The 25,208-nt window shown below is 55.8% G+C and carries 19 protein-coding genes, 1 tRNA gene and 1 pseudogene; 5 read left to right on the top strand and 16 right to left on the bottom strand.

Annotation, left to right across the window (positions count from 1 at the left end; genetic code table 11):
• Positions 1 to 3: 3 nt before the first annotated feature.
• Together NMB39_RS09385 and NMB39_RS09380 are read right to left on the bottom strand one after the other, a co-directional pair.
• The gene (locus NMB39_RS09385) at positions 4 to 1,314 is read right to left on the bottom strand and encodes a sensor histidine kinase (RefSeq protein WP_494339374.1); all 1,311 of its coding nucleotides are present in this window, start codon (positions 1,312 to 1,314) and stop codon (positions 4 to 6) included.
• Positions 1,307 to 1,981 (bottom strand): response regulator transcription factor, encoded by a 675-nt coding sequence (locus NMB39_RS09380; RefSeq protein ID WP_057024564.1) that lies wholly within the window; start codon positions 1,979 to 1,981, stop codon positions 1,307 to 1,309. The genes NMB39_RS09385 and NMB39_RS09380 overlap by 8 nt, the downstream gene beginning before the upstream one ends.
• A 290-nt stretch (positions 1,982 to 2,271) precedes the next feature.
• Between NMB39_RS09380 and NMB39_RS09375 the strand changes: the two genes are divergently transcribed.
• Both NMB39_RS09375 and NMB39_RS09370 read left to right on the top strand, forming a co-directional pair.
• Positions 2,272 to 2,574 (top strand): hypothetical protein, encoded by a 303-nt coding sequence (locus tag NMB39_RS09375; RefSeq protein ID WP_082636708.1) that lies wholly within the window; start codon positions 2,272 to 2,274, stop codon positions 2,572 to 2,574.
• Positions 2,575 to 2,664: 90 nt separating this feature from the next.
• Positions 2,665 to 3,216, top strand: a complete 552-nt coding sequence (locus NMB39_RS09370; protein WP_057024562.1) for a hypothetical protein — start codon at positions 2,665 to 2,667, stop codon at positions 3,214 to 3,216.
• A 13-nt stretch (positions 3,217 to 3,229) separates the two neighbouring features.
• Here the strand turns inward: NMB39_RS09370 and NMB39_RS09365 are convergent.
• The 8 genes and pseudogenes from NMB39_RS09365 to NMB39_RS09330 all read right to left on the bottom strand — a co-directional run.
• Positions 3,230 to 3,402: pseudogene (locus NMB39_RS09365) on the bottom strand (ParA family protein); the annotation flags it as partial.
• A gap of 901 nt (positions 3,403 to 4,303) precedes the next feature.
• Complete coding sequence (locus tag NMB39_RS09360) at positions 4,304 to 5,719, bottom strand: TolC family protein (protein WP_494339375.1); 1,416 nt, start codon at positions 5,717 to 5,719, stop codon at positions 4,304 to 4,306.
• Positions 5,716 to 7,890, bottom strand: coding sequence for a peptidase domain-containing ABC transporter (locus tag NMB39_RS09355; RefSeq protein WP_494339376.1), 2,175 nt, complete (start codon positions 7,888 to 7,890; stop codon positions 5,716 to 5,718). The genes NMB39_RS09360 and NMB39_RS09355 overlap by 4 nt, the downstream gene beginning before the upstream one ends.
• An 11-nt stretch (positions 7,891 to 7,901) precedes the next feature.
• Entirely contained in the window at positions 7,902 to 9,158 is a 1,257-nt protein-coding gene (locus tag NMB39_RS09350; RefSeq protein WP_494340603.1) for an HlyD family secretion protein, read from the bottom strand.
• Positions 9,159 to 9,231: 73 nt separating this feature from the next.
• The gene (locus tag NMB39_RS09345) at positions 9,232 to 10,218 is read right to left on the bottom strand and encodes a tetratricopeptide repeat protein (protein ID WP_198720859.1); all 987 of its coding nucleotides are present in this window, start codon (positions 10,216 to 10,218) and stop codon (positions 9,232 to 9,234) included.
• The gene (locus tag NMB39_RS09340; protein WP_198720860.1) at positions 10,175 to 11,404 is read right to left on the bottom strand and encodes a retropepsin-like aspartic protease; all 1,230 of its coding nucleotides are present in this window, start codon (positions 11,402 to 11,404) and stop codon (positions 10,175 to 10,177) included. Before NMB39_RS09340 ends, NMB39_RS09345 begins: the two co-directional genes overlap by 44 nt.
• Entirely contained in the window at positions 11,391 to 11,711 is a 321-nt protein-coding gene (locus NMB39_RS09335) for a bacteriocin (protein WP_494339377.1), read from the bottom strand. Before NMB39_RS09335 ends, NMB39_RS09340 begins: the two co-directional genes overlap by 14 nt.
• Before the next feature lie 94 nt (positions 11,712 to 11,805).
• On the bottom strand, positions 11,806 to 12,588 hold the full coding sequence (locus tag NMB39_RS09330; RefSeq protein WP_494339378.1) for a Fic family protein: 783 nt from the start codon (positions 12,586 to 12,588) through the stop codon (positions 11,806 to 11,808).
• A 267-nt stretch (positions 12,589 to 12,855) separates the two neighbouring features.
• Between NMB39_RS09330 and NMB39_RS09325 the strand changes: the two genes are divergently transcribed.
• Positions 12,856 to 13,368 (top strand): DUF6932 family protein, encoded by a 513-nt coding sequence (locus NMB39_RS09325; protein WP_057024556.1) that lies wholly within the window; start codon positions 12,856 to 12,858, stop codon positions 13,366 to 13,368.
• 2,348 nt (positions 13,369 to 15,716) lie between these two features.
• Here the strand turns inward: NMB39_RS09325 and NMB39_RS09320 are convergent.
• Together NMB39_RS09320 and NMB39_RS09315 are read right to left on the bottom strand one after the other, a co-directional pair.
• Positions 15,717 to 15,792, bottom strand: a tRNA-Asn gene (locus tag NMB39_RS09320).
• Positions 15,793 to 15,852: 60 nt separating this feature from the next.
• Entirely contained in the window at positions 15,853 to 16,749 is an 897-nt protein-coding gene (locus NMB39_RS09315) for a LysR family transcriptional regulator (protein ID WP_494339379.1), read from the bottom strand.
• Positions 16,750 to 16,849: 100 nt separating this feature from the next.
• Here NMB39_RS09315 and lldD point away from each other — a divergent pair, with 100 nt between their 5' ends.
• A complete protein-coding gene (gene lldD, locus NMB39_RS09310) occupies positions 16,850 to 17,980 on the top strand; it encodes an FMN-dependent L-lactate dehydrogenase LldD (RefSeq protein ID WP_068967522.1) in 1,131 nt (376 codons plus the stop codon).
• Positions 17,981 to 18,438: 458 nt separating this feature from the next.
• Positions 18,439 to 19,365: a GGDEF domain-containing protein gene (locus tag NMB39_RS09305; protein ID WP_057025475.1), complete on the top strand. Its 927-nt coding sequence runs from the start codon at positions 18,439 to 18,441 to the stop codon at positions 19,363 to 19,365.
• Between the two features lie 21 nt (positions 19,366 to 19,386).
• Here NMB39_RS09305 and NMB39_RS09300 read toward each other — a convergent pair whose 3' ends face one another.
• From NMB39_RS09300 to NMB39_RS09285, 4 genes are all read right to left on the bottom strand, one after another.
• Positions 19,387 to 20,163, bottom strand: coding sequence for an iron-containing redox enzyme family protein (locus NMB39_RS09300; RefSeq protein ID WP_232923421.1), 777 nt, complete (start codon positions 20,161 to 20,163; stop codon positions 19,387 to 19,389).
• 77 nt (positions 20,164 to 20,240) lie between these two features.
• Complete coding sequence (locus NMB39_RS09295) at positions 20,241 to 22,703, bottom strand: EAL domain-containing protein (protein WP_198720434.1); 2,463 nt, start codon at positions 22,701 to 22,703, stop codon at positions 20,241 to 20,243.
• Positions 22,704 to 22,774: 71 nt separating this feature from the next.
• Complete coding sequence (locus NMB39_RS09290; protein ID WP_057025477.1) at positions 22,775 to 24,577, bottom strand: ABC transporter ATP-binding protein; 1,803 nt, start codon at positions 24,575 to 24,577, stop codon at positions 22,775 to 22,777.
• Entirely contained in the window at positions 24,570 to 25,205 is a 636-nt protein-coding gene (locus NMB39_RS09285) for a DsbA family protein (protein WP_057025478.1), read from the bottom strand. The genes NMB39_RS09290 and NMB39_RS09285 overlap by 8 nt, the downstream gene beginning before the upstream one ends.
• Positions 25,206 to 25,208 lie beyond the last annotated feature (3 nt).

The raw sequence follows: 25,208 nt of genomic DNA, 5'->3' as shown, positions 1-25,208 counted from the left end.
GCACTATCTATGTGCAGCGCTCGGCATCACGCTGGTGAAATCGAGGATGACCGTGAAGCGTTGTTGCTCGCGGATCACGTCAATCTGCCAGTTCAGTTTTGCGCACAATTGCCGCATCAACTGCAACCCAAGGCCATAGCCATAGTCGTCGGATTCCTGGCGCGGCTTGACCTCCCTGATGTGATTGGCAATCACCAGCCGAGGGTATTTGAAGCTGATATCTACTGCGCCCTCTTCCGCGTATTGCAGTGCATTGCGCAGGAAGTTGCCGATCACGATGCGGCACGCGGTAGGGGGCAGTCGGCAAGGTTCGTCGTGGATGTCGATGCTCAGCTCGATATCCCGGTTCCCGATCAGGTAGCGGTGCTTCTCAATCAGTTCGCCGACCACTTCGCTCAAGTTAACGTCTTCCTCCGGCAGCGATTCGGCGTGCTCGCGACTCATCCACAGTAAGGTCTCGGCGATAAGCTGCATATTCAACACAGAGCGTTCTATACGCTGCAAGGAGGGAGGCAGGACACCGCCGGATTGCAGGGCCAGCAGTTCTATATTGGCCTTGAGTACCGCCAATGGCGTTCGCAGTTCATGGCTGGTGTAGCGCAACAGGCGGCCTTCACGCTGGCTGGCGGCCTGCACCTGCTCGACACTTTTGGCCAGGGCATCGGCCAGCATATTGAACTCCTTGAAGTTGAAACCAGGCCGTGTGCCAGCCAGTGCATCAGGGTCTTTGAGTGTGCCGGACCATTGCACCAAGCGCCCCAACGGCCGAACCAGCCACCAGACCAGCAAGGCAATGATCATCAGCGCCGGCACGAAGACAGCCAGGCTGATGAACTTGACACTTTCTATGACCTGATCGAAATAGGCGTCAGACAACGGCGTCTCGACCTCCCCCCCGGCTTCCTTATCGTGGTCGATGTCGTACATGTAGAGGGTTTTGCCGTCACCCAGGGGCTGCTCGAGGATGATCTGGAAAGGCTCGTCGTCGTCATCGGAATAGAGATCGCCGAAGATATTCACCGCACCGAAGGACAGGCTCGGCGGGGTATTGAGCAACTCGCGGACGTCCTGCGGCAACGCCTCCTTGCCGATGACGCTGGTATAGAAATAATTGTGCGGAGTCGGTGTGGTCGGGTCCTGCTTGTAGTGCCTGACAAAATACTGGGCTTCCTCTTCCATCATCGCGCTGGCGGTATAGAACAAGCCGCGCACGGTAAATTCAGGCAGCAGCCTGCTGTAGATCACCAGCACCACCGCAATCAGACACAGGAAACTCCCGCTGATCACCCATTTCAAGCTCAGGCCGTTACGCATGGGCTTTCACCTGAATGCCGACACCCGGCAGGGTATGGATCAACGGCCGGCCGAAGGGTTTGTCTACCGCCTTGCGCAGCCGATGCATATGTACTTTGAGCGTATTGCTGTCGGGTGGCTCATCGCCCCAGATCTTCGCTTCCAGGCGTTCTCGGGAAACGGGTTGGGGACTTGCGCGCATCAGGCTTTCCAACAAGGTCCAGCAAATGGGTGACAAATGCAGCTCCTGGCCCGCGCGGCTGACTTTGCGAGTAGTCAGTTCCATCACCAGATCATCTACTTGCAGGCGACTGGTCTGACCGCTGCGGCGCAGGCTCAGTGCGCGGATCCTGGCCAGCAGTTCAGCCAGTTCGAACGGCTTGACCAGGTAGTCGTCGGCGCCCGCAGCAAAACTGGCGAGCTTGTCCGACAAGGCGTCCAGCGAGGTCAGCATCAGGATGGGGGTCTGAATGCCTTGCTGACGCAACCGCTCGCATAATTGCTGGCCGTCCAGTCGCGGCAGCATGATATCCAGGAGAATCACGTCGTAATGCTGGTTGAGTGCCAGGTTGAGCCCGGTCTGGCCATTAGTGACGTGGTCGCAGACGATGCCGCTGATCTCCAGGTACTCGATGACGGTGGTGGCCAGATCCAGGTTGTCCTCGACCAGCAGCAAGTGGATATGCACGGAAAAAACCTCGGACAGGGAGTGCGCAGAGGTTTGAAGGATAACGGAAGTCGAGCGGTTCCCTGCGGGTGTTTACCTGACGTTAACCCAGCGCTGATTAAGCTGAGGTTCCTCTCGTCCAGAGCTCGTCATCGCCATGAACCTGTCTTCGATGATCAAAGGCGTCCTGCTAGCCTTGATTTTCCTCACACTGCTGGTCGGTTGCCTGCCACCGCAAGCTCAGCGGGTGCGTATGGGAGGCAGCAGCTGGTTTCCGATTGGCCACAACGTCGAGCACTCAGGGTCGTGGTATGTCACCCGTGCATGCTGATGACGTCGGTGCCAGCTATACCAACCAGTTAGTCGCCTGTGTAGTGCTGATTGTTTGTGTGTCGGTTGCGGTGGGTATCTATATCGCGCGCTTGAATGCCCATGTTGATAAGCAACGCGAGCTGGCGTCGGTATACCTGCACGAATGTCACAATGGGCGCGGGGGCTTTATCGTCTACCCTGATGGCAGGCGCAGCGCAGACGACTGCTACACCGCCACAGGGGGTAAATCGACGGATGCCGACGAGCCACAGGATCTTCCTGGCTTGCTTGGGGCTCAATAGCGTTGAATTCATCTGACCCTGCGTTGAATCCGCGCAGGCTTTTGACGGTAGAATCGCTGCGAATCGAGCTCCACCAAGGATAGGAAAGCAATGTATTTCAATTTCATCACTCTGCTCACGCTCACATTGCTCACTGGTTGTGCAGCAATCCCTTACGAAAAGCCGCAAGACCAGTTGAGCATCCAGAAAGACTTGTCATTAAAACCTGAAGAAATTGTCACAATGACCCAGGTGAATTGGTGCGCCTACGCCTATGGTGAACTGACGCCTTGCCATCCTCAGGAAGCGCTGGGGGTTCAGACTCGGACAAAATTGATATTGGCCAGTTACGACAAGCCCCACTACAAAAAAATTGTTGAAGTACAAGCCAGCGATGTCATGTGCGCGCACCTACAAACGCCGGTAGACACCACTCCAAATCTGTTTTTGTTCGCGCAACACTACGCCGTGCAGATTTGGCCAGTAGAGCCGAGTTTTAAACCGGATATAGCGAAGAAAAAACTCATCGTGGACACCATGCTCCAACCAGGAAAGCGAACCTTAGTGGGCACTGAAAAGGATTATGTAAAGGCCACGGGGCATGGGAGAGCAAGCATGACGATGACCGCTATCGTAAATCTGGTTAATCCTTGTACGCTTTGAAACCAAAAAGGTTGGTAGGTCCCTCCCGGCGCCTCATGCGTTAGCGTATAGAACGAGGACAGTGACGGCTGGGTATCGAGATCGACGAGTACGAAGACCCGCGTCGGCGCAGAACGCGCCTGGATTAACGCCAACCGTGGTTTTACCCGGCCCGCGTTTGGTTGAAACGACTGCAGCGACTTTCATTGGCCTTACCTCTGAATCGAAGGATTAGAGATGGCGTCATGGGAATCGCGCTAAGCGTTTGGATTGCTGAGTCAAATCCCAGGCAAAAAAAAGCCTGTATCTCTACAGGCTTTTCTCTATCTGGCTCCACGACCTGGACTCGAATAGACAAATAAGCACCTGTTTTATAAAGACATTGTGCTGACCTCAAAAATACTTATCCCTACTATTATCCTAATTAAGCCCGGATTTTATACAACCTCTTTGGATCCCCCTGAGCACGGCAATCCGAACTGATGAGTTGTGACAGGAAACCAATCGGCCAGAAGAACAGTTGAGATTTACCCCCATAAGAACAATTGTTCAATTTGTGCTCGGTTTCAGCATCGACGGACATGGCGACTGGGTCATAACCTCTCTCCGCGGGTTCCCTTCGACCACAATGCTGAGCTGAAAATGCCGCTGCCATAGTGTATGGCCCCGACGAGTGACGAAGCAGAACCCGCTCTGTGGGGAAAGAAGGCCAACGTGCCCGCCACGGAATTGGCGACGATGAGCCCATTCATGGATATGTAGAAAAATATGGGGATGACCAAGCCCCAAATTTTTGGCGTTGATGTCGAATCGACCCAATGGCCGATGCCACACTGACCTAACCCCAATCGGCAAAAATCCAGCACTGATAATGGCTCACAAGGTAGGAGCCTGGGTCAGTAAAATTTCGGTAACTGGGTCAATCCTGCGCTGGCGATAACATTGCTTCCAGCAACCCCGACGTTGCGATTGCGATTTCAACCCAGTGAAGGTCAGTTTCATTCCGCAAGGTGTATTGCACAGACGCTTACCTCTTGATGGCAATCCCCTCTTTGATGCGTGCGACTCGTTGTGGGCGCCAACACCGAAGTGACCCAGGCAGCGAGCATTACAACGCCCAGAATCCCAGTCGACCAAGGCTGGCCGCCAGCCTGAGGCGTGATGTCTGCCAGCGGCTGAGGGTTTGAATATGCTCTTGCTCAGCACCGGAATACGCGGTCAAGGCATTGAGCAACTCGATCATGCTGCCCACCCCGGAGTGATAACGGCCCTGGACAACCTCCAGCGACTGGCGCGATTGATCGACCAACTCGCTGGTGCGCTGCAGACTTTGGGTCTCAACATTCAACGTCTGGTAGCTGGCCCACAGGTCTAGCGCGACCTCTTGCTCGACCTCAGCCAGTTCTGCTCGGCCCGCGTCTACACGGGCTTGTGCTTGGCGGATCTGGTAGGTCCGGCCAAAACCGTCAAAGATCGGGATGCTCAACTGCAAACCAATACTGCGGTCCCGCTCACGCTCATCGCCATTGAATATCTTCGATTGCTGGCTACGGGCGTACGTCAGGTCGGCGGTCAGTGCCAGGCTCGGAAGGTTGGCAGCGCGTCGCTCATCAACGGCCGCCTGAGCGGCTCTGAGCCTAGCGTGTGCGGCGAGTACTGCCGGGTGATCCTGACGCGCCTGGGTCAACAACTCATCGGCCGCCTGCAGGAACTGAGTGTTCGGCAGTGGAGTGAGGTCACCCGCCAACTGCAGAGTCGTTTGGGGTGATAGCCCCATGCGCAAGGCAATCACGCCCAAAGCGTTATGCAATGCTCCACGGTCGCGGATCTGGCGCAAATTAGCCTGGGAAAACGCTGTTTGCGCCTGTAAGCGATCAGAAAGTGCGGCCGCACCGGCTTTGTATTTGGCATCCGCTGCTTCCAGATTGCGAGCCGCCAGTTCGGTGATCTGCACCGAGGCGGCCAAGCTGCGCTGAGCTGACAAGGCATCGTAATAAGCCTGCGCTGCCTCAACAAAAGTACGCTGCAACATGGCGTCCTGGGTAGCGTTGGCAGCCACCAGCAACTGGCGGGCATTGCGCAAGGCGGCCCCGCGTCGACCGAAGTCCACCAACACCCAACTGAGCTCAAGACTGGCGCTGTCGTGCCGCCGGTGCCCTTCACCAGAACGCAAGGCCGGCTCATCGTAGTCAACCCGACCATTGCCGCGACTACTGCTAACGCGCCCATCCAGGCGCGGCAGATACGCCGCCTGGCTGAGCCCAACCTGGGCAGCCTGAGCCTTGGCGTTGGCCCAACTGAGACGCGTCTGTGGGTCGTGGCACAGAATCCGTTCGACCACTAGCGCTAACGGCAAACGTTCAGGCAGCCGGCCAAAACTACACGGCAGCTCGCCACGTGCATCGTCATACACCGCTTGCAGGGAAACGTTGCGTGCAGTGTCAAAAACGTCTGGCTCAAAGGCCCATGCAGAACGTGAACAACACAGCAAAACCATCATCAAAACCGAGGATAATCGCTTCATACCTGGCTCTGTTTCATCTCTGGCGAAGTGTTCGCGGTATGTGCGCTATTCGTTGGTCCATCAGCATCGTCATGCACCACCCTACCGGCCAGAATCCGGATGACACGGTCCGCAGAGGCAATGGTTTCAGGGCGGTGGGCAACCATGATGCGCGTAATTCGCAACCCTTGAATGGCCTGATTCACGCGCTGTTCACATGCGACATCCAAGTGACTAGTGGCCTCGTCCAGGAAGAGTATTCGTGGTTTCTTATACAGTGCCCTGGCCAGCAGCACGCGCTGCTTTTGCCCCCCGGAAAGCACCGTGCCCATGTCTCCCACCAAAGTGTTGTAACCCATCGGCATGGCTTGGATATCACTGTGAATCGACGCGATCCGGGCACATTCGATCAACCAGGACTGATCCACGTTGAGGTCGAAGAAACTGATGTTATCGCGCAAAGATCCCGCAAACAGCACATCGTCCTGAGTCACAGTACCTACCAGTTGCCGCAAACCATCCAGGCCCAGTTGCGCCATTTCGATACCGGCGATACGAATCTGCCCCCGAGTGGCCGGCAGGATACCGAGCATGACGTTCATCAGCGTGCTTTTGCCACAACCGGACGGCCCAACGATAGCCACCGACTCACCCGCAGCAATGTGCAGGTCGAGGTTGTCCAGCACCCAGGGCTCCTGCTCGGCATAGCGGTAGTGCAGTCCCTGGATTTCAATGCTCGCATCACAATCCATGAGTGTCTGCAGGTCGACACTGGAAACGGTTGTTTCCGGTGGGTGCAGAACAATATCTGCCAGCCGTTCGCCCTGCAGTTGCAACATACGCAGCTCGAAAAACTTGTCTATCAAGTTACCTACTCGGGTATCAAACTGCGTTTTATAGGCGATAAACGCGATCAACAGCCCGACGCTGAACTGGCCATCTATCACCATGCTTGCGCCAAACCAGATCACCAACAGGCTCTCAATGCCAAACAGCAACCCATTTAATTGTTGATAGAGCAACCGCAGCTTTTGCGTGCGCAATCCAGCGTTGATCTGCTCCACCAACAAGCCAAGCCAGGCTGAACGACGCTCTTCCTGGCGCTGAAACAGTTTCAAGGGGCGAATGCCACGCACTGTTTCCAGAAAATGGCTTTGCTGGCGTGCGGCATGGATGATTTGCTCTTCGGTCGCATTGCGCAGCGGTCGATACCAAAGGCAGCGTCCAACGGCATACAGCAGCATAGTGGCGATCGCGATAGCGGCCAGGGCTGGACTGTAGAGCAGCATCATTGCAAGGGTCGCGACGGACATAAGACCGTCGAGAATCGCCGATAGGAACGCCGCCGTCAGCGTTTGCTGAATAGTGTCTACGGCGCCGAAACGCGACACCACATCTCCCAGGTAGCGCTTCTCAAAGTATTGGCTGGGCAACCGTAACAAGTGGCTGAAGACATTCGCACGCCACTGCACGGAAAGCAGCGTACTCAAATGCATCATGACCCAGGCACGCACGCCGCTGACCGCTTGTTGCATCAACAATAACAAGGTAAAGCCCAGTACCAATGTACTGAGCAGATCGTGGTCGGCGCTGATAATGACGTTGTCGATCGTCCACTGAAGCAAGAACGGGGTGATCAGGGAAAAGACCTCGAGCGTCAGTGCCAGCAGCAGTACTTGCACCAACGAGCGGTACAACCCGCTAATGCGCCCCATCATGTTCAGGAGTTTGATTCTTGGTTTGTCTTCTTGCAGCTCGAAACCACTGTCCGGCCACAGTTCCAGTGCGACGCCGGTGAAGCTTTGAGATAAACCTTCATCATTGATCCGGCGCAACCCACGCGCAGGATCATGTACAACCACGCCTTGCCGATCGACGGACTTGAGTACGACAAAGTGGTTGAAGTTCCAGTGCAGGATACAAGGTAGTTTGAGCTGGCCGAGGCCGTCCACATCCAACGTGACGGCACGAGCACCCAGTTGCAGTTGCTGAGCACTATTGATCAGTTGTTTGAGGGCAATACCTTTGAGGGAGACGCTGCAACGGCGGCGCAAATCCAGCATATCGACCCGATGCCCGTGGTATCCAGCAATCATCGCCAGGCAAGCCAGGCCGCATTCAGTCGCTTCGGTCTGCAATACCACGGGAAGACGACGCCCGGGACGCAAGGCTATGGCGTCAAGAAAAGTCATGGGAGGGGTTCCTAGAATTTGCCGGTGAGGCTGTAGAGAGGCTCCAGCACCCATTCATAAAGGCGGCGGCTTTCCTGCAGGATGTCGGCATCCAACAGCATTCCGCTTTGCAGCAACTGAGGCTTGCCATAGGCCATAACGGTCTGCTCGTCGAGTTGTACACGCAAACGGTAGAGCTGTTCGCCGTTACGCGACAGCCCCGGCACCTCACCCGTCATAATGGCAAGATCCGCAGAGGGCACGGCAGTGCGCGATATGGACACCACTTGAGCGTGATATTGGCCAAACTTCTGATAGGGATAGGCCTGGTAGCGGATCAGCACAGCGTCCCCCGGCTTGATAAACCCCACCGCTTTGCTCGGGGCGTAGAGCTCAGCCTGCAGTTGGGCGTCATGGGGCATGATGCTCAACAACGTACGCGACGGGTCCACTGTCTGGCCAACTTCCGTCAGAACTGCCGTTGCCACACCGTTTCCTGGAGCGGTGATCAATACCGTACGCTTGGCTTCACTCTCTGCCAGCTCTTGTTCGATACCAGACAGTTGCCGATGTATCGGCGCCAGTGCATTGGCTTGGCGTGTTTCAAGCCCCGCCAACTCGTTGTTGCGCTCGGTGAGTTGTTGGGTGATTGAACTGCGCTCGCGAACCAGGCCCTGTAGGGCTTGACGCTGCCCCAAAAGCTCGGCTTGCCGCTGCTGGAACTGGTCCATAGAGATATAGCCCTTTTGCATCAAACCCTGATAGCGATTCGACGCATCCCCCGCCAGCGCCACGCGCTCGCGCTGGCTGACCAGTTGCGCAGCCAGGTTAGCTTGCTCATTACGCAGTGTGCTCACCTTACTGGTCAAACTGTCGCGCTCAACCTGTTGCAGTTGTCGAGTTTTAACGAGTTCTTGCTCCAGTGACTCCCTGCGTTGCTTGAGCTGATAACTCACGCGTGCCTGCACCGGGTCGGCGCCGGCATCATAACGTTCACTGGAAATAGTCAGCAGAGGATCGCCCATGACAACGGACTGTCCTTCGACGACAAACTTTTGCAGCACCACTCCGGTTTGCGGCGTACGGACCTTTATCTGGCCATTGGCTGGAACCAGTTGGCCACTCACCGTGCTGCGCTTGGTGTAAGAGCCCCAGATAAAAAAGCTGCCTACCAAGACCAGCATTCCCAAGGCGAACGTGATGAGAAAAGTGAAGGATGTCGGTCGGATCAGCACAATCTCCCCCAGCCATTTGACGCGCTGCGCTTCAGACGCGGCCCTGCGAAATATCCTGTCGCCCACAAATCACTCCTGACATCCCTGCACGCCCGATGCTTTGCTCAGCATCCATTCATGGTTGTTTTCACTTATTGATCATTAGTCCGCGTCGGTTATTGTCATCTTTGATGAACGTTTGTATTTGCTTTCGCCATGCAGCTTTTGTCTGCTCGTCGGCAGCATCACTGAGAGCGGGCATTTTTTTCTCGATAACTCCCAGGCGCTTGGCGGCTTCGGGAACCCGTGCACTGGCTAGCCAATACCACTTGTAGGCCTCGGGTAAATTGACCGCCTGACCAAGCCCTTTCTCGAAGATATAGCCAAGATTTGCTTGCGCCTGAGGCACGTCAAGCATCGCTGCCTCTGTGTACCACCGGGTGGCCATGGGCAGATTTTTTGGCATGCCAACACCCGTGGCGAAACACTTACCGGTTAGAAAAGCGCCTTCACCAAGACCGGCTTTCGCTGCCTTTTCATAGTATTGACAAGCCGATTCAGGGCTAGCGTCCGCGATCAGGTGGTTAGCACTCAAGGAGCCCAAACGAAACAACGCTTTTGAATAATTTAGCTGTGCCGATTTTTTATAGTACTCAACGGCTTGGGGTATGGACTTGCTTACCCCAAGACCGGACTCGTACATAAAGCCTAAATTGTAGATAGAGGTCGGGTTTTCATGTGCTGCTGAAAGCTCCAGATAATGTTTGGCCTTAACATAGTCAGCTGCGCCAATCGCCTGTCCGTCCAGATACAAGGCACCCAAGGTCGCTTGTGCAGCGGCATAGTTTTGTTGGGCCAAGTCGGTCCATAGGTTTAGTGCGGCGTTGACATCCCGAGTGTGCCCCTTTCCCGTGAATAGCAATCCCGCTAGCATATTTCTGGCATCAGGATCGTTAGCTTGCTTGGCTAGCGTAGAAGCCAGGGAATAGGCACTTGAATAGTCATCTCGGTTGTAGGCCGTCCGCGCGTCGTTTATGTTTGCCGCGTGCGCGACCGAGAAAAATAGGGCATAGCAGGCAGCCATCAGCCCCTTACTGAACTGGAATTTTTTGTTTGTAGCAGGCTCTTGATTCATGTGTGTTCCATATCAATTCATAGTCTTGAAACGCTGGCCATCCCAAGACATAGGGCGTCAGGTACTTTTGTTCGGCCAGTGTCGTATAGGAAACATCTTTCGCCCTCCCCCCTATGTTCAGATTGGTGGTGGTATGGGTAATTGCTCGGGGAAATGTACCATTCGCATCGGTCACTATTTTGCTTCGCTGATCACTCCTCGCTGAACCGACCTTGGTTTCGCCGCCACTTAAGTAGTAAAGATTACCGGTATCAAGGGAAGCAGCGGTTTGTTGGCCATCCACATTAGCGAGCACATATAAAAACTGAGTTTGTCGTGAGTAAGAGCTGCCTAGAAAGACGCTGCCCACGCACTGCTGTTCAAGCGCCTCTATTTCCGCGGAGGTTACGTTCAGTGCAATATGCTCACTTCCAACAATGACATTGTCGAAACTAGACATCAGGTCCAGACCAAACAAACTGAGCGCCCCGCCCACTACAACCAGAACGTTTCTGAGTTCAATGCCCGAAAGGTTCATCTCCCTGATCAAGCCGTACTGGGCATTCACCGATTGCCGACTGTAATAACTATTGATTCCCACCGGCAACTTAATCAATTCAACGCCATATCGGAGGGCATCAGACTCGCCGATAACTGTCACGCTCGCGCCCGTATCAAACAAGAGCTTTGCCGCATGCCCATTTATTTCAACTTCAAGCAAAGGTTCTGTGGCGCTTTTTAGATAATCATTTTCTTCACTACTTAACACTATTTGAGTGCGCTTCAATAAGCCGGTTTGCCGATCGCCCACACGTTTGAGCGTATCGACATCCAACTGAGCAATAAACTGTTCGGCTCGACGAAGCTGTTCTGCAGTCATGGACGCCAGGACCTGCGCATAAGCCGCGAAGTGCCCATCATTCAGGTGATTACCGAGCAGTATGAGTTTGCAGGCGGTCGCCGTGTTTTCCACATTGAGGACTGCGCAATCACTAAGGTTGATTTGCGTCGCGGGCTTCTTGGACTGGGCCCTGGCCAGAACGGCGGAAAGCAGCGTATTAGCGTCTATTCTTGATGCTTCCAAACCGCGTAATGGAATAGAACTCGGGGCATACAGTTTAGCTTGTATGTCCTGCAACTCGACAGCACTCACTGGGTTCGACAGCAAGAATGCGACCACGTATAGAGTGAGGCTATTGCGGCCCATTATTTAGTCCAAATGATCGCTCGAGCCTTTTAATTTCGTCTTCCGACAGCAGCGACTTCGGTGGCACGGTGAACGCCTTTTCCGGCGACGGCAGCGGATTGGCGATAGTGGTCTTTTTTACTTTTGTTGCAATTTCTCCGCTGCTCATGGGGTACAAGGCCTCATCCTCCGAAGTCCAGGTCGGTCCTGTGTAACCGCCATTTGATCCCAACCACTCAAACTCTCCGGGTTCCCAATCAGTGACAGGCTCAACCGTCGTCTGGCCGCCCGAAACAAGCGCCAACTCTTTTTCCGTCAGTACACGCATTTGATAACTCCTTGGCGACGGATAGAGCCTTCCATGGCCCGCCCGTTGGTTATTTGCCCTGATGGGCGCCTCAATTCCCTCTGAGAAAATAAACCTAGTGACCGGCCATAAAGCCAATGATGTCGCAATGGAAACGCACCCAATCATCCCACTCACCAAATAGCTCAGCCTGCCGGATGCGCAATACATGAGCGCCGGGCGAACAGTTATAAAAGTCATATAAGGGAATGTAGTTTTGCGATGTACGCCCCATCAGGGCATTGAACAACACACGTGCCAATCGCCCATTACCATCTACGAACGGATGACAATTCATTAGCCCTACGGCAGCAACGGATGCACCCAATAAGTCTTGGCGACTGCTCGGCAAATCGGCCACATACTTCCAAAGGGCCATAAGTGCCGATGGTATATCAGCCGCCTGAACAAACTCTACTGTGCAACCACGCTTATCAGGCCTGACACCTACTCGCGTCGTCCTGATTGTTACAGCGGTGCTTGTGAGCGCGCAGGCAGCGGCTTCCAACAGTTCACAAATCGTCGAGTAGTTTAAGGTGAACAGAGACTGTTCAAGTGCTGATGAAAACACCTCAACATACTGTTGTTCAGTAGGCGTTCTATTCTTCAAGGGCTCCAACGCATTATTCGTCGCATAATGCTCGAACAGCGGATGTCGGAAGCACCGCGATTTGCCATCGCACGCCAACACTGCCGATACCGATTCGGGCGAAATAGGCCACGGCTTATTTTTATACGTCTCAAGTCTTGCCTGAGCGCTAAGCACTGATTTAACCGTTCCCTCAGCCAGCACCAATCCAACCGGGTACGTTAGGGATTTTCTAAAATGCGCTTTTACTTTTGCCACGACAAAATCCATTTCATTCCGGTCCTATGCCTCGTGCACAAATAAATCTTGCGACGACAACATTTGAAAATAGCTATTCCCTCAAGAAAAAGCACTCTACCAACGAAACATGACACTTTTCCAAAATTCGTGTGAAACTTTTATTGATTTGTTATTTTATTAGCCCTCCCTACTTAACAAGTTGCACCCCTCAGCAGACACGTAATACATTGTCTACTCCCGCCGCCCCACCAAATTATAATAAACCAGCTCTCTCCTCACACAATTGGATAATTCAAAATGGCCAATACCGACTTAGACTCGCTTTTTTCACAGCATTACTCCAACGCCAAGACCATGGAATTCCCAGCCTTCATTGACAACAAGTCAACTTGCAACCCAATCAATTCAGCACCTTATATAACGTCCCTTTCAAGCTTTTTTGAAGAACCTAAAGATCCAAAAAGGAGCTTGCTCTGCGCACGACTTAAAACCGCTATAGCAGAGTTGGCGATGGCTGATATTGGCGTTGAAATCATACTGATAGGTGGAAGTTTTCTGGACTCAACGGTCATCCCAGGCGATCTGGATTGCGTGCTCTTCTACTCATTGAGCACCGAAACGAGCACACTGGACTTTCAGCAATGGCAATATCAGATGAAAAAGCAAGACCTGGATGCCCGACTAATTCCTATGGACTCCAATCCGCTCATCATGTGGAAAGCCGCGTTATTTTTTGCCGTACTGTACACGCAAAGAAAAAACGCCGAGGGTGTCCCTACCGGCTTGATATTAATTGACTGCAAACGCTGAACGCGCACTCGAGCCATCTCAAAGAAACCGTCACGAATACGGCGTCATTCAGAAACATTCTTATATTTAACTATGAGCTGCCCGCACGACCCTGCGGATTAATTGACTCGATGTGACATACCCTTTAATGATCTTGACACAAAAAACCAACTTCACTCGGCAATTATAGAACCCACACAAGAGAACTGATAATGAGAGCGTTAACGGCAGAAGAACTATTGCTAGTTTCCGGTGGCACCACCACTGATTCGACGACTCCTGATCCTGACGATGGCGCCCTTGATACAGGCATGTCGTTTTAACTGAAGCAGCCTGGCTCACGTTGCGAGCCAGGCTACAACGTTTACTGAACCACTTCTGAATTGCTCGATCCGCTACCCGCTTCAAAACTCCTTGCCAGATGGCCTTAGCACGCTAGACTTAACGCCGCACAGACCGCTGTCGATGAGAAACGTGCTGCTGACCATCCAACCTTGGCACTGACGGCGGACCGGCCTATGCGCAAAGCCTGCAATCAAAGATATTCAATGGCAATGAGCGCGGCCGCGACCGCGGCGTTGGCTTGCAATTGAGCATTCCGATCTTTGAAGGTTTTGGGCGTACCTGCCAGATCCGTAATGCACAGACCCTTGTCGAGGCGATCCAAGCGCAGTTGGCTGAGGTCGAAAACAGGTCGCGCGTGAGGCTGGCTGCCAATCTGGGTCGCCTGGGATTCTGGACGCTGAAATGAGATTATAGACAGTCTGTGAAAGTCACCCTCGATACAAGGTGTCCAGATAGAGGTTTTTTGCCTAACATTTGCCCCAGGCGTTCCAAACGCATAGCACGATTCGCTGGGCTGCTATTGATGCCTGACCATTTGCCATCTACGATTCACACGGGCGGCTAAATAAATACCTTCGGTTCAGTCACGATATCGCACAAATTCAACAGTAGGCTTGCTTTAACTACTGCACGAGGAGCTTGAAATTGAAATCTCTGTTATTCGTTTTTTTAGTGCTGGGGGTTTCTTGCAACTTCGTAAACGCAGCGCCTGTAGGAAAAACCCAGATTATTGAAGCGGCCATAAAGGAATGTAAAGGCTTGACCAGCTTGATAAACCCTTCAGTCCTGAGGTCGTCGGCGTTTTTCCCTGAGCCAGATGGAATCGTTGCCGTTTTAATACAGGGTATAAAGCCTCCACCGTCCATGAAAAATCAAGTAGGTGCTGAATTATGCCTATATTCTTTACACGAAAAAACGGCACGCCTTGCCAATTGGGATGCTTTGGCAAGATCAAAAGGTCTCCCCACTTATATAAGACCTCCTAGCAATCTCTAAATGAATAAAAATTGGCTACATGTATCGATATACACAACCCCTATAAATGACATGACTCACACTGTGAGTCATGTCCTTTCCAATCACATTGAAATAGTATCTGGAGGAGATACGTCCCCTGGGTCATGACTCATATCATCATCCAGACCTGGCCCAGGATCATGGGAAATCGGATCCTGTGATGTATCCCCCCCACCTGCAACAAGTAGCAGCTCTTCAGCGGTCAATTCCCTTAACGTACTCATCTTTAATCACCTGATTTAATAATGGATAATGTTTAAGCCTCTTTGCACATCCCCCCTCTGGTGACATCTTTAAAGTGTGCATACCTTGCGCCTGAGATGTCGCCCGCAAAATATTTCTCGATACTTCAAATAACGAAGTGCGTAGATGCCGAAGTATCTAAGCCATGCAAGCATGTCAAAACAGTTAAGGCCAAGTTAAGGTTTTATTGCATTCTGCAAGGCCTTCTCGCTTGCATATAACGCTTCAAAAAAGCCAGCGGAAATTTTGGTGGGTTACTGAGTTCACGATGCTCTAAAGGTTTCGGACTAACCTTCCAATTCCGTATGTCGAAGCAAGCCAGACAGCGCTGAACAAGGTCGAGCAATAGGTCACGCTGGACCTATGGTTCGGCTATCGAATGTTGAATATCAAGATTTAAAGTCCGCTGCGTACCAATGGGTGAGTCAATCAATCTCGCCAGTCTTGGATGTAGAAACGCAGATTTGGCCCAACAGTTACCGGATTTTCGTTCATGGTTGGCAGATAGCTAATGATTGGGAGCTACCTTCGTATGGTGGGTTAACCGGCGCGTCAGTTCCCTGTAGCAATGACTTGACCCACGCCTCCCCGCTGTTCGCGGTTTCGATTCACGCTTGCTCCCCACATTCGGTCGCCCTCATGCAGTTGCGCTTCACTTCGTTCGCTGTGATCAGCTTACGGTGGGACTTTTACCCACAAGATTGCGCCCCATGGTGGGCGCAAAGCAAAAAAAAAGCCTGCATCTCTGCAGGCTTTTCTCTATCTGGCTCCACGACCTGGACTCGAACCAGGGACCCAATGATTAACAGTCATTTGCTCTACCAACTGAGCTATCGCGGAATGCGCCGTATGTTACTGATTAAAAAGAAGAAGTCAAGCCTTCCCTGACACTTGTCGCGATTAACCGCCATGACCGCTTGAAAACGCCGGCTCCAGGGCCAAATCCAGCCAGGCCCGGGCCGCGGGTGGCAGGTGGGCGCTGGCGCGCCAGGCCAGGGCGATGTGCCAGTCGGTGTGGGGTTCGTCCAGGGGGATCAAGGCGATGCCGGCGTGTTGGTGCTTGTGCGCCAGCATGCGTGGCAGGAAGGCGACTCCCAGCCCGGCGGCGACCAGGTCGACGATAAAGTCGATCTGCCCGCTGCGGGCGGTGACTTTGGGGGCCACGCCCTTGCGCTCGCAAGCGCTGAGGATCTTGGCGTTGAGGGCGAAGCCGGCCTCGAACAGGATAAATGGCGAGTCCGCCAGATCGGTGAAGTCGATGCGCTTGCGACGCGCCAACGGGTGACTGATAGGCAGCACAGCGATCAGGGGTTCGTTGCGTACCGGCTGGTAGTCGAAGCCTTCGTCTACCGGCAACAGCAGGGCCGCGAGGTCGACCTCCCCCGCCTCCAGGCATTCGCGCAGTTTTTTACTGCCGTATTCGGTCAGTTCGATATCGATATCCGGGTAACGGCTGCGGTAAGCGGCAAACATGGCGGCAAACAACACGCCACATCCTACGGGCGGCAGGCCAATGCGTAGCACACCACGCTTGAGGTCGCGCAGGTCATTGATTTCAGCCACCAGGTCGTTGCGTTCGGCGAGTATCACCAGGGCGCGGCGGTAGGCAATTTCACCGGCAGCGGTAAGTTCGTTCTTATGGCCGAGGCGATTAAGCAGCGGCGTGCCCAGCTCGTCCTCCAAGGTCTTGACCGCCTTGCTGACGGTGGACTGGGTCAGCGCCACCGTGTCGGCCGCCTGGGAAAAGCCGCCTTGGCGTACCACTTCGACAAATGCACGCAAGGTTCGCAGGTTCATCAGTATTCCCTTTGCGACTGGATAGTAGCGATAAAAGTTGTTTTTATCATGTCACAACTTTGCTTATGGTGTAGCACTTTGCCCTGTGGAGACACCGTAGATGATCATCTCGTCCGCTTCCGACTACCGCGCTGCAGCCAAGCGCAAGTTGCCGCGCTTTCTGTTCGACTACATCGACGGCGGCGCCTATGCCGAGCACACCCTGCGCGCCAACAGTTCGGACCTGGCCGAGATCAGCCTGCGCCAGCGCATCCTGCGCAATGTCGACAACCTGAGCCTGAGCACCGAGCTGTTTGGCACTGAACTGGCGATGCCGGTGATCCTCAGCCCAGTGGGCCTGACCGGCATGTATGCGCGGCGCGGGGAAGTGCAAGCGGCCAAGGCGGCGGCCAATAAAAACATTCCCTTCTGCCTGTCGACGGTATCGGTGTGCTCGATTGAAGAAGTGGCCTCGCAAAGCCCGCAGTCGATCTGGTTCCAACTGTATGTGCTCAAGGATCGCGGCTTTATGCGCAACGCGCTGGAGCGGGCGCAGGCGGCTGGAGTCACCACGCTGGTGTTCACTGTCGACATGCCGACACCCGGCGCACGCTACCGCGATGCACACTCGGGCATGTCCGGCCCATACGCGGCGCAACGGCGCATGTTGCAGGCGATCACCAAGCCGCAATGGGCCTTCGATGTAGGCTTGATGGGTCGCCCCCACGACCTGGGCAATATCTCCAAGTACCTGGGCAAACCCACCCACCTGGAAGACTATATCGGCTGGCTCGCCAACAACTTCGACCCATCGATCAGCTGGAAAGACCTGGAATGGATCCGCGAGTTCTGGAAAGGCCCGATGATCATCAAGGGCATACTCGACCCACAGGATGCCAAGGATGCGGTGAGTTTCGGCGCCGACGGTATCGTGGTCTCCAACCATGGCGGTCGCCAGCTCGACGGCGTGCTGTCCACGGCCAAGGCGTTGCCGCCGATTGCCGAAGCCGTGGGCGACGACCTGACTGTGCTGGTGGACTCCGGCATTCGCTCGGGGCTCGACGTAGTGCGCATGCTCGCCCTGGGTGCCAAGGCATGCCTGCTCGGGCGTGCCGCCGCCTATGCACTGGCCGCCGAGGGCCAGCACGGGGTGGAGAACCTGCTGGATATCTTCGCCAAGGAAATGCGCGTGGCGATGACCCTGACCGGGGTTACTTCAATTGCACAGATCGATCGCAGCACCCTGGTCTAGCCTTGCTGCTCGGCGATACCTCTCGACCTTAACGTATGCCTGGATTTTATCGTGATGGGAGCCGTGCTGTATTTGCGGCTCAATCCAGATTTCTTTATTTTCGACAAACAACCTGACCCGCAAAAAGAGTAAAACTGGGCAAGCTGTAGCAACTCCAGCTCCAACCAGCCAATTAACTGGCGCCATTGTTTGCCAGACTTTTCTGACCTTAAATACAGTCGATTGATTTATAACGAGTTTTATTGACTGTATAAACTTGGCACGAATCTCGCTCTAATACTCTTCAAGCAGGTGAGGCGATGACAAGACGTGCGGCAGTGCCCCGGGGTTATAACCCGAGGCAAAGCGGTTTAAACTGTTTCCAATGTTTTACGGTACTGAAGGAACAGTAAGACGCTTGGCGTTCGCCACTCTCATCCCGCCTGTAAGACAGCCAAGTGCTTAGAGGCCATTCGTTTATGAAAACACCCACCCAGACCAACGCAATTGACTTCGACAGTGCCAAATTGCAGCGCCTGGGGTTGGGTCAGCCTTCCCTTCGCCCACGTCGCCCTGCAACCCTCACCGAACTTCGCCAACAATTGAGCCAGCAGCTGCAAACCAGCCTTGAGCCGGAGCGTATCCTCAGTCTGTTCTTTCGCGAAATACAGCGCCTGGTACCACTGGATGCGTTGCAATATCGCCATGCCGCCAGCGACCTGCGCCTGGAGTTCGGCCATCGTGGCCACCATTCGGTGAGCTACACCTTGAGCCACGAGGGCGAGCACTTGGGCGAACTGGTATTGCGCCGTAACCAACGCCTGATCGAAGAGGAGCTGAACCAGCTCGAGGCGCTGTTGGTAACGTTGCTTTACCCGATGCGCAACGCCCTGCTCTACCGCGCCGCCACCCGCAGCGCCCTGCGTGACCCGTTGACCGAAACCGGCAACCGCGTCGCCATGGACCAGACCCTGCAACGGGAAATCGACATGGCCAGGCGGCACCTGCATCCTCTGTCGTTGCTGATGCTGGACATCGACCATTTCAAAAAAATCAATGACACCCATGGTCACGCCGCTGGCGACAGCGTGCTGCGCGCCGTGGCCGGGGCGATCAAGCGCCAGTTGCGTAACGTGGACATGGTGTTCCGCTTTGGCGGGGAAGAGTTTCTGATCCTGCTGTCCAACACCAGTCGCGAGGCCGCGAGGATGGTCGGTGAACGCCTGCGCCAGGCGGCACAAGCCCAGGACTACTGGGTGGAGGGCACGCGGATCGAATTGACGGTGAGCCTGGGCTGCTCGACGCTATTGGCGGCCGAGTCGGCTGAAAGCCTGTTGCGCCGGGCAGACAACGCGTTGTACGTGGCCAAGCGCGAAGGCCGTAACCGCTTGGCAATGGCGGGGTAAGCCCCCGCCATCGCACTTACCTCATGCCTCGCTGGCGACGCGCATTGGGCGCTCGCGAACCGCCGCCTTGTCTTGGTCTTTCTGCGCGTTCTCCAGGCGCATGCAGCTTTCCAGAAACAGGTACATGTAGTCGTAGCTCTTGCACACCGCCTGGCGCAGCTCTTCCTGGAGCGCCTTGCTCGGGTTGGTCCCGGCCAGGGTGCAGATGATTTCCAGGGCTTCCCACGGGTGGGCATCGTCGTACTGGGCGTGCATCTTGAGCCACTTCATCGCGCGCTTGCGATCTTCCTCAGGGAAGGCGGCAGCATACACTCCGGTCGAGCAGACCACGGCGGACCACTCCCCAGTCGCCCCCTCGATCGCGTAGTTGGTGGCGGCAATCGCGACGATCAACGGATCGGCCGAACTGGTGTGCCAGCACCAATGGCTCAGTGCGTGCAGTTCCGGCGGTACGTCCTGCGCCTGCAGTTCTTCCAGGCTGACGCCGTGGGCGCGCGCCCAGTGCACCCAATAGTCGGCATGGTTGAGTTCCACGCGGATATTGCGCATCAGCCAACGTCGTGCCATGTCCTCCCCCGGGTGGCGGGCAAACTTGGTCTTGGTCAGGTTCTGCGCCATGTACAAGGCAAACTGTTCGACCACCGGCCAACCACCAATGAGGTAGTGGCGCATGGTCTGGGCGCTGAGGGCGTTGTCGCGCATGCGCTGATACAGTTCGTGCTCGACAACCCGGCGCTTGCTCTCGCTACAGGCCTGGATCAATTGCTGCGCCCAGGCGGGGTAACTCGAGGCTTCCATAAGCGGGCCGGTTCTGTTGAAGGTGTCGATCACTGTAGGGCTCCTTTTAAGTGTGATTGTACAGACCAGCAAATGTTTCAGCGGAAAGTGCCGGGCGCCTTGAATAACAGTGGCTGCGGCCGGGCAGGTCGACACTGCAAGCTATCAAAGGTAAACAACTGCGGGCGTTCAATCAGGTAGCCCTGAGCGTAATCTACACCGATCTCAAGCAACGCCTGTTCGATCTGGGGTGTTTCAACAAACTCGGCAATTGTGCGCTTACCCATGACGTGGCCGATGTGGTTGATCACTTCGACCATAGCGCGGTTAATCGGGTCGTCCAGCATATCCTTTACGAAACTTCCATCGATCTTCAGGAAGTCTACAGGTAAATGTTTCAAATATGCGAATGAGGACATTCCGGCGCAAAAGTCGTCGAGGGAAAAATGGCAGCCTAAGGCTTTGAGTTCATTAATAAAGCGAATCGCACTACCCAAATTGGCTATAGCACTGGTTTCAGTTATTTCAAAACAAATCATTTCTGGCGGTATGTTGTAAGTGTCGAATTTCTCACGCAAAAAACCGAGAAAATCATCATCGCCAATAGTTATGCCTGACAGATTTATCGCACACATCGCCATGGGCCGGCCCGGACGTTCATTCATGCAACGGGCGATAATCTTGAATACGTTCTCCACCACCCAGCGATCCAGGGAAGTCATCAAGCCGTAGCGTTCGGCCGCGGGGATAAAACTGTCAGGCAGGATGATTCGCCCCGCCTCATCATGCAGGCGCAGGAGAATTTCGATGTGCCCGTTGCCGGCTTCGGTCTGGCCCAAAGGCGCAATTTCCTGGGCGTAGAGACAAAAGCGATCGTCTTCAAGGGCCATGTGCAGCCGCTGCACCCAGGCCATCTCACCAAAGCGCAGGGACAGCTCGGAATCGTCGGCGTGGTAGACCTGCACGCGGTTGCGGCCCTTCTCCTTGGCCATGTAGCAGGCCATGTCGGCAGCGCGCAGCGAGGTTTCCAGGGTGGTCGGGGTTTGCGAGATATGCACCAGGCCAATACTGACGGTGGTCATGAACGGCCGGCCCTTCCACACAAAGTGCAGGCTTTGCACGGTATGACGCAAGCTCTCGGCGATCTTTTCCGCCACCGTCGGCGGGCAGTTCTCCAGCAGGATGCCGAACTCATCGCCGCCCAGGCGCGCCAACGTGTCGCCCTCACGCAAGTCCGATTGCAACAATGCACAGATGTGGCGGAGTAACTCGTCGCCTGCGGCATGGCCGCAGGTGTCATTGACCAGCTTGAACTGGTCGAGGTCGAGGAACATCAGCGCATGTCGCCCAGTTTGCTGGCGTGCGATGTGTTGCAGCACCTGTTCAAGGCGGAACTCGAATTCGCGACGATTGGCCAGGCCGGTCAAGGCATCGTGGGTCGCCTGCCAGGAAAGGTTGGCGATGTACTGGCGCTCCTGGGTCATGTCGTGCAGCACCAGCACCGCACCACTGATCTTGCCGGCGCTGCGGATCGGCGCGCCGACCAGGGTGACCGAGACGGTGCTGCCGTCCAGGCGCTGGATCAGCTTGGAATGCTCGCTGCCGCCACTGAGCTGGCCCTTGATGATGTGTTCGATCAAGGTGAATCCATCGGGCTCGGCGTTTTCATCCAGCAACTTGAACAATGCCGCCAACGGCAAGCCCTGGGCTTGTTCCGACTTCCAGTGGGTCAACACTTCGGCCGCCGGGTTCATATAGGCAATGGCCCCGTCGACGTCAGTGGTAATCACTCCATCGCCGATCGACTCCAAGGTGATCTGCGCACGCTCCTTCTCCGCTTGCAGGGCGTCGGCGAATGCATGGCGCTGGGCCAGCAACTTGTGGGTGCGCAGCAGCGCCAGGATGATCAAGCCAAGGGCCGTGGCCAGGTTGGTGATCAACAACAGGCGCAGGATCATCCGCGAACCTTCGCCCAAGGCATCGCTGAACGCCTTGGCCGCCGGGGTCACTCCCTCGTTGATGGCGATGATGCGCGCCTTCCAGCTACGCACATCATTGTCCGTGACCTGGTCAGTGCCGATGGCGCGGTGCATCTCCCGGGCCAGTTCATCCAGTTGTTCCAGATAAGCATCGCCGACTGTCCACAGTTCAATGGCTTTTTCCAGATAACTGAAATGGCGGAAGTTGAGGTACAGCCAGATCAGGCTGGGGACGTCATCCGGGTGATTGCCGCCCTTGAGGATGCCCAGGCGTGCGGCAGCCAGGTCAGGCGTGGCACTGTCCAGGGCGACACGCAATTCATGCCCGCCCTGGGGCACGGCAATGGCCTGTTGGTATTTGAGGTAAGTGGCGTCGTCACGGCTATCGGCATAGAGCGTCAGGTAGTAGATCGCGTCTTTCTGGCCCTTGGACCACAAGCTTTCGCCAGCCACATAGCCACGCACCGCAGAAAGCACGTAGAGACTGCCGCAGCCTAACAATGCCTGGAACAAGACAACGGCGATAAAGGGCCAGACGATACCCAGCAGCCGTGGCGTTCCGAGAGTCCGCTTTTGCTTCATGAAGTCCCTTGCACATGCACAGCTCAATACGCACGCGAAAATCCGCCTCCGATAGCACAGCCTAAGCTAAATCAACGCACTTGTTGCAGATGACCGTACAGTTTTGCGTACAATCCGCCATCGGCGATCAGTTGCTGATGGTCGCCATCCTCGGCGATATGCCCGCCATCGAATACCAGCACCCGGTCAGCCTGCTTCACTGCAGACAGCCGGTGGGCGATGATCAGTGTAGTACGCCCACTGAGAAACCGCGCCAGTGCCTGGTGCAGGTTATATTCGGTAGCCGCATCCAGCGCCGAGGTGGCTTCGTCCAGAATCACCACCTTAGGCTCGGCAAGCACCATGCGGGCGATGGCCAGGCGTTGCCTTTGCCCACCGGAAAAACGCACGCCAGAGCGCCCTACCACGCTGTCCAGGCCCAGGGGCAGTGCCTTGACCGTCGCCTCCAACTGGGCGATTTCCAGCGCCTGCCAGCAGGCCTGGTCGGAACGCGTGCGGCCCATGGTCAGGTTGGCGCGTACGGTGTCATTGAACAACGCCGGGTGTTGCAGCACCACCGCGACGTTCTCGCGAATGGTTTCCAGGCCGATCTCCTGCTGGGTCGCACCGCCAAAACGAATACTGCCCGCCTGCGCCGTGTACAGCCCCAGCAACAGTTGCACCAGGGTACTTTTACCGCCGCCGCTGGCGCCGACAATCGCGACCTTCTCACCCGGTGCGATGGCCAGGTTCAATTGATCAAGCACCAGGTCTTCGCCGTAGCCGAAGTCGAGGCCGCGCACCTCGATGCCGACGGTTTCCCGCCCGCTGAACGGATCTGCGCCGCCTGCGTATTGCGGTTCATCGGCACGCGCCAACAGCTCGTTGATCCGCGTCAGCGCGCCACCGGCCGCGTAATAGGCGTATTGCAGGTTCAGCAGTTGTTCCACCGGGCCGATCATGAACCACAGGTAGCTGAACACGGCGAGCATCTGGCCGATGGACAGGTCGGAAAACAGCACGGTCAGCATGGCCGCCGCACGAAAGATGTCGATACCGAACTGGAACAGCAAACCACTGGCGCGGCTGGACGCGTCGGTTTTCCATTGCGAATGAATGGCGTAGTCGCGCACTTCCTGGGCACGCTGGCCAAGGCGCCCCAGGAAAAAGCCCTGGCGATTACCGGCGCGCACTTCCTGGATGGCATCCAGGGTTTCAGTCAGCGCCTGGGTAAAACGCGAAGTACTGTCGTTCTCGAGCTTCTTGAGGTGTTTGACGCGTTTGCCCAACTGCACCGTGGCGTAGATCACCAGCGGGTTGAACAACAGGATCAGCAGCGCCAGCTGCCAATGCATCCACACCAGGATCGCCGAAGTGCCGACCAGTGTCAGCATCGCTACCAGAAAACGGCTGAGGGTTTCACCGACGAACTTGTCCAGGGTGTCCAGGTCGGTGACCAGGTGCGTGGTGACAGTTCCGCTGCCCAGGCTTTCGTACTCGCCCAGGGAGATTCGCTTGAGGCGCTCGATCAGGCGCACGCGGAGGCGATAGACGATGTCCTTGGCCAAGCGCGCAAACAGGCGCGCCTGCACTACGTTGAACACCAGCGCGCCACAACGCAGGGCCAGGGTCACCAAGAGCATCAGGCCGATATAGCCGGCGGCTTTCTGCCAACCCAGGGGCAGCGCGTGGTTCATCACCTTGAGCGCGGCGTCGCCATGGCCGAGCAGCACTTCGTCCACCAGCAAGGGCAACAGCAGCGGGATGGGCACGCTGCACAGGGTCGCCAGTACAGCGACACCGTTGGCGACCCACAGGGACTTCTTGTGACGCAGGGCCAGGCGGCGAATTTCGGCCCAGGTCAGGCGGTCGGTGCGTTGGGGTTGTTCATACACAGGCGGCTCGCTCCAACCAGCGGGCGAGCAATGGCGACAGTTCGGACAACGGTTGGTAGCCGTTGGTCAGCAAGGCCAGTTGCCCATCGCGCTCGGCCAGCAAGGTAGGGAAGCCAGCGATGCCCAAATCCTGCACCCAGGTAAAATCGGCCGCCGTCGCCGCATGCTGCTCGGCACGGTCGAAGGCGCCGGCAAACTCGATGCGCGGTATGCCCGCCTGCTCCGCCAGTTCCACCAGCACACTGGCAAGGGTCACATCGCGGCCCTCGACATAAAATGCATGCTGGATCAGGCCCAGCAACGTCCATGCGCAATCCGGCGCCAGGCTGCGCGCCGTGACGATGGCGCGGCAGGCCGGCTCGGTGTCGTAGACAAAACCGTCGGGCAACGCACCCTCGCGCTTGAACGGCTGGCCGGTGGCCTCGGTGACGGCCTGCCAGTGCTCCAGGATATAGCGCCGGGTGGTCGGCTCCAACGCCGCGCCGCTGCCGGTGCGCAGGCCGCCCACCACCAGGTGCACGTCCACGCCGGCCTCCCGGGCCTGCTCAACCAGCGCCTGCGCTACCGGGGCAAAACCCCAGCACCAGGAACACATCGGGTCCATTACATAGAGCAGGCGCGCTGACATGGT

This window comes from Pseudomonas sp. FBCC-B545 (assembly GCF_059134095.1).
The sequence above is the reverse complement of the archived record's forward strand: the minus strand, read 5'-3'. Positions and strand labels throughout refer to the sequence as shown.

Excerpts from the sequence above, each read along its gene's own strand:
- NMB39_RS09385 (WP_494339374.1), bottom strand. The coding sequence starts at position 1,314 with ATGCGTAACGGCCTGAGCTTGAAATGGGTGATCAGCGGGAGTTTCCTG.
- NMB39_RS09375 (WP_082636708.1), top strand. The coding sequence starts at position 2,272 with ATGTCACCCGTGCATGCTGATGACGTCGGTGCCAGCTATACCAACCAG.
- NMB39_RS09370 (WP_057024562.1), top strand. The coding sequence starts at position 2,665 with ATGTATTTCAATTTCATCACTCTGCTCACGCTCACATTGCTCACTGGT.
- NMB39_RS09360 (WP_494339375.1), bottom strand. The coding sequence starts at position 5,719 with ATGAAGCGATTATCCTCGGTTTTGATGATGGTTTTGCTGTGTTGTTCA.
- NMB39_RS09355 (WP_494339376.1), bottom strand. The coding sequence starts at position 7,890 with ATGACTTTTCTTGACGCCATAGCCTTGCGTCCCGGGCGTCGTCTTCCC.
- NMB39_RS09345 (WP_198720859.1), bottom strand. The coding sequence starts at position 10,218 with ATGAATCAAGAGCCTGCTACAAACAAAAAATTCCAGTTCAGTAAGGGG.
- NMB39_RS09340 (WP_198720860.1), bottom strand. The coding sequence starts at position 11,404 with ATGGGCCGCAATAGCCTCACTCTATACGTGGTCGCATTCTTGCTGTCG.
- NMB39_RS09335 (WP_494339377.1), bottom strand. The coding sequence starts at position 11,711 with ATGCGTGTACTGACGGAAAAAGAGTTGGCGCTTGTTTCGGGCGGCCAG.
- NMB39_RS09330 (WP_494339378.1), bottom strand. The coding sequence starts at position 12,588 with ATGGATTTTGTCGTGGCAAAAGTAAAAGCGCATTTTAGAAAATCCCTA.
- NMB39_RS09325 (WP_057024556.1), top strand. The coding sequence starts at position 12,856 with ATGGCCAATACCGACTTAGACTCGCTTTTTTCACAGCATTACTCCAAC.
- NMB39_RS09315 (WP_494339379.1), bottom strand. The coding sequence starts at position 16,749 with ATGAACCTGCGAACCTTGCGTGCATTTGTCGAAGTGGTACGCCAAGGC.
- lldD (WP_068967522.1), top strand. The coding sequence starts at position 16,850 with ATGATCATCTCGTCCGCTTCCGACTACCGCGCTGCAGCCAAGCGCAAG.
- NMB39_RS09305 (WP_057025475.1), top strand. The coding sequence starts at position 18,439 with ATGAAAACACCCACCCAGACCAACGCAATTGACTTCGACAGTGCCAAA.
- NMB39_RS09300 (WP_232923421.1), bottom strand. The coding sequence starts at position 20,163 with ATGGAAGCCTCGAGTTACCCCGCCTGGGCGCAGCAATTGATCCAGGCC.
- NMB39_RS09295 (WP_198720434.1), bottom strand. The coding sequence starts at position 22,703 with ATGAAGCAAAAGCGGACTCTCGGAACGCCACGGCTGCTGGGTATCGTC.
- NMB39_RS09285 (WP_057025478.1), bottom strand. The coding sequence starts at position 25,205 with ATGTCAGCGCGCCTGCTCTATGTAATGGACCCGATGTGTTCCTGGTGC.